This is a genomic window from Pseudoalteromonas sp. MMG007 (assembly GCF_018100985.1).
Lineage (GTDB): Bacteria > Pseudomonadota > Gammaproteobacteria > Enterobacterales > Alteromonadaceae > Pseudoalteromonas.
Genome location: NZ_JAGJEI010000028.1, coordinates 1 through 4481, shown reverse-complemented (window position 1 = coordinate 4481; position 4481 = coordinate 1). Strand labels below are relative to the sequence as shown.

Annotated in this window: 4 protein-coding genes and 1 pseudogene; 4 read left to right on the top strand and 1 reads right to left on the bottom strand. The window is 40.1% G+C overall.

Annotation, left to right across the window (positions count from 1 at the left end; genetic code table 11):
• Together J8L71_RS18225 and J8L71_RS18220 are read left to right on the top strand one after the other, a co-directional pair.
• The coding region (locus J8L71_RS18225) for a site-specific integrase (protein WP_211001781.1) at window positions 1–591 on the top strand (591 nt) is incomplete at its 5' end.
• Complete coding sequence (locus J8L71_RS18220; protein WP_211001780.1) at window positions 588–1262, top strand: hypothetical protein; 675 nt, start codon at window positions 588–590, stop codon at window positions 1260–1262. The genes J8L71_RS18225 and J8L71_RS18220, both read left to right, overlap by 4 nt.
• Before the next feature lie 205 nt (window positions 1263–1467).
• On the opposite strand, the gene J8L71_RS18215 is transcribed toward J8L71_RS18220, so the two are convergent.
• Complete coding sequence (locus tag J8L71_RS18215; RefSeq protein ID WP_211001779.1) at window positions 1468–2403, bottom strand: replication initiation protein; 936 nt, start codon at window positions 2401–2403, stop codon at window positions 1468–1470.
• Between the two features lie 1549 nt (window positions 2404–3952).
• Here J8L71_RS18215 and J8L71_RS18210 point away from each other — a divergent pair.
• Window positions 3953–4186 carry a hypothetical protein gene (locus tag J8L71_RS18210; RefSeq protein ID WP_211001778.1) on the top strand — a complete coding sequence of 78 codons (234 nt, stop codon included), beginning with the start codon at window positions 3953–3955 and terminating at the stop codon, window positions 4184–4186.
• A pseudogene (locus tag J8L71_RS18205) lies at window positions 4179–4481 on the top strand (site-specific integrase); the annotation flags it as partial. The gene J8L71_RS18210 and the pseudogene J8L71_RS18205, both read left to right, overlap by 8 nt.

Sequence of the window (4481 nt, the reverse complement as noted above, 5' to 3'; positions counted from 1 at the left end):
CGACTACCTGTTATCAAATCAGAACACGAACAAGCGCTTTCGAGTCGTGCTTACACGGCAGAGCAAGTAAAGCTTATTGCTGAGTCGCAGACTGACAAGCACGCCTTATCCACTCAACTCGCTTATGCAGCAGGGTTAAGAGCTCATGAGTTACACACGCTATCACGCGCATCTGAAAAACAAGCAAATGAAAGACCTGCATTGGATAGTAAGTTTCAAGGGAGGGCAGGTGTCATTTATACCGTTACCGGTAAAGGCGGACTAACTCGCGAAGTACTTATACCTAATAAATTAGCCGACAAACTCGAAGAACGTAGGCTTGATGTACCGCAAAAAATTACAGATCGCGGTGTTCATTACGAACAGAAATACGATATAGGTGCAGGTCAAAAGTGGTCTAATTCATATACACAAGCCTCAAATCGTGCACTTAGTTGGTCTGAGGGAGCGCATGGTTTACGCCATAGTTACGCTCAAGAAAGGATGAACGAGTTACAAAATGAAGGTTACTTTCGCGATACAGCTCTTGAAACTGTAAGCCAAGAACTTGGCCATTTCCGTCCTGAAATTACAGAGGTTTATTTACGATGAAAACAACTTATATCGTGTTTTTAGTGATTATAGCTGCAGGTTTAGGGCTTTGGTACTCAATCGATGTACTCAGCAATACAACTCTTTTAATCGAAAAAAATGGTGAGTTTTATAGAGACGGTTACACCACTGCAGAACGATTTTTTGCTCTATGGCCAGTCAGTATCATTGGTGGACTAATTTTAGCGATAGTCATAGGTGTTGTAGTCCTAATTACCTTCAATGTTAGCAAAGAATCAGAAGTGAAAGAGCTAAAAGCTAAACTTGAAAACCAAATCTCACATTATGAACAACTAAAAATTCAATGCTTATCAGATGTAAAAAATGCAAATGAGCTAGCCAATAAAGCACTAGGAAATGCTCGCACCCAAGCTGAACTTGAAGTAGAGCAGGAACGAACAGAAATTGAAGCTGAAAAACAACTAATCTCAAAAACTAAAGTGGAGTTAAACGAGTTCTATCAAAAAGTAAAAAGTAAATCTGACGAAGTTGAGAACACACGTATTGAAAATAACAAATTAATAGAGCACTACAAACGAGAAATGAAAATCACAAAACAAAAAGCGAGAAATCACGGTAACGCTCTTGAAAGAAGAAACAATTTTATAAATAGATTGAAGAACGATGCTGAATATCTAAACTCGTTCATCGAAGAGAATTATGAAACATAAAACAAGAACATATTTAGTCCTTGAATTCAAAACCACGTAGCAAATATAAACCTCCAAACAAAACAAAGAATGTCAGAGCAACAACAATTAAACACAATATTTGAACTACGCTCATTAGAAAGACCTCTGTAAGTAAACATATCTCTAAAATATCAGAAAAGCCCAAAAGGGCTACTATCTGATATGGCTTATTCGATCACTACAGTTACATCTTTAAGTAAAGGCTAACTGTACTTGCTGAAATGCCCAAATCCTGTGCTATATCACGATTTGAGTAACCTTGCTCTTTGAGTCTTAAAACCACTGGTTGTAGCTCCGACTTTGATTTGCCATTAGATGTTGGGCGTTTAGAAACCTTACCACCTTTAGCACCTTGTTTAGCTTGCCACTCACTAAAGCCGGCTGCACTAAAGTTCTTGTGCGTCCATCGCGCTACGCTTTTAGCTGTGGCTTTAATTTCACTCTGCGGCAGTGGCTCTTTAAACGTTTTTTTATTGTAACCCTCAGCCCTGGTTAAACACGCTTCGAGCCAACGTTCGTACTCCGGCCACCCCTGTCTAATCGCTTTGTAAGCCCACGTACTGAGATAATCGAACAAGTTACAGTTACGGCCTAACCCATAATCAGGAAGGCGTTTACGGCCACTATAGACGCTCAAATCGACATAATCAGCGAGCCAATCTAAATCATACAAGCACGGCTCCCATGTAGAGACTTGCCAGTGTGGATTTAAAGGGTTTTTACAAATAAGGCCGGCGTAACCTATATCGGCACCAAGCTTTTCTCTTAGCGCGTTTTCCACGGCTGCTGCGTAGCGAAGTGGCGCACTGCGACCATCGGGTGCTGTTCGGATCGATACTTCAAGACCGTAAATCAAATGTGCATGCCCGTTCTCACGGTTTGTTGCAACGATATTAGGTGCGGGTGCGCCTGAGTCGTACCAATCTAAGGATGCATTTGGTTTGTCCACGTCAAACACTAACCAGTATTTATGCGTCGGGCCATTTGCTTGAATATAACGTGATTTAATCGCGTTCTGGGCACGCGCAATCGCTAAGCCATTCGCGAACTCATCGGTATGGTACGGTTTTTTGGGTAAGCGTTGCTCAAAGAGTGAGAGCTGTTGGGCGTTGCTATTCAATTCCCACCGCGCTTATGGCGGTTTTGACTTGTGAAGTATGATCCATGTGTTATTATTCTCTCTGAGATTTATCTCGAACCCTGATATCGTAATTCTTCCGCCAAGATGATGTACGAATCGGGGTTTTGTTTTATTAGGGCTTAGGTTACGCCAAAAGGTTTGACTGGGCAAGAGACCCTTTAAAACGACAAAACACCTCAAAAAATGCCTTTCGATAAAAACACCGCCTGAACCACCAAAAAGGTCGCGATAGCCCATACCGGATCTTATGTTAAATATGTTTTCTTGCGTAAAATCAGCATTTATACCGACTCTAGCATATACTTATACACTGTTTTCGTGGATTATTTAGTGAAGCTCGCAAAACGAGTTTGGAACAGCTATGTGAGCCAACAAGCGCAGTGCGTCAGAGTGTAGTTACAAGTAAGAAAGTTTTTTAGGAATTATGGAAATTTAACTAGGAGTTAACAATTTGACATGGAGTGTTAAACGTGTTACAGTTACACTTAACCAATGTTTTGTGTGCTAAAGACACAATTCAATGGGAAACTTGAATTTTAATCCAAGCCTTTAGGAGGTATCAATACTGAGAATCAGCAAAGAAAAATATATAATATTTAATCAGCCCATTTATTATATAAAAATAATGACGATACCGTCAACAGTTGTTTTAAGTTTTTTGTTGTACAGCTCGATGTTTTGTGGAATTCCTCCTTCAAGCGATAAGAAGAGGAATGATCATGAAAGGCGAAGAAGTCTTATTGAACATCATTACTGTTTTGGCTAATGCAGAGCCTGTAACTTGCGCAATTATCACCTCAGGGTTGGTAATTTGTTACGCATTTAAGTGCATGTCAAAACAAAATAAAAACCAGTAACAAGGTTTAGCTGTAACGAAAAACCTAAATATAGCGCTCTGCGCTCCCATTAACTTTATGCAGCCTGGATAACTCAGGCTGCTAACCCACCCTAACTTTTATCATCTTTGCCTATTCGAATACAGGCAGACCATTTTAAACCCCATACTATAAAGCAATGCTAAAATTTAAGTTTTATGAATATCGCCCCCGCTAGGTACAACTTCGCTTTGCTCGTATAACCTAGCGGGAGCAAGACTTAAAATAATTTCACGCATGAAATTGCACGCACTGCGTTAAATTTGATAATTTCAAAATCATTCTGTAATATCAGAGGCTCTTAAAAAGTCCATTGCAACTTCGATGCAATCCAGCAGTCTTAAAAGGCATTACCTAACACTGGTTAAATAGTTAGAGTTTCATGCGGTATCCCTACCACCATAACTGGTTAGTCATGAAAATGTTAAACCCATTAATCAATAAAACTGGAGTTCATTAGAAACAGAGAGAGACTGCCAAACTCACTCATTATGAGGTAGACGCTTAGGCGTAAAACGAAGTTAATCAAAGGGTGAGAACGGTCAACACCTTGCTTAGTTAAACTAAACAAAACAAAGGCGAAGAGGCATTAAGTTGTCGCTGAGTTACACATAAGTGTTTCCAGTAAATCTTACAGAAATGAGGTTTAAGTTTTGACAGATTTTGATCCGGTAGCTGAAGTTGAAGCATTAAAGGCCCAAACTAAAACAATTAGAAAACGTAGCTACACACAGCGAAAAAGCCGCTTAGATAAATTCCACACAGAGCTAGTTGCCATGCATAAACACGGCGCAACAATCGCAGAGTTAACACGCTGGCTTAGAAAAAAGAAAGCTATCAAAGTAGCAGAGTCCACCGTAAACCGCTGGCTAAAAAATCATGGCTAGATTTGCTGTAAAATCCCCTGAACAACAAGCGCATTCGGTAGGAAAAGCGCTACAAAAATCTAACGAAATAGCCTCCACTCGCACCTTATTGAACTACACAGAGCGGTTAGAGCAAGTCGCTAAAAACATGCCTGAATTTAGCATTAAAGGTGAAATTAGAGATCTAACACCAGAAACAGCGATTCAATACCTTGAAGCAAGAGGCCAGGATATCGGGCAAAAAACGCTTGATATGGAACGCCAGGCAATTCAATCGATGCTTACTCATGTAACAGGCAAGCTAGAACAAGGTGAA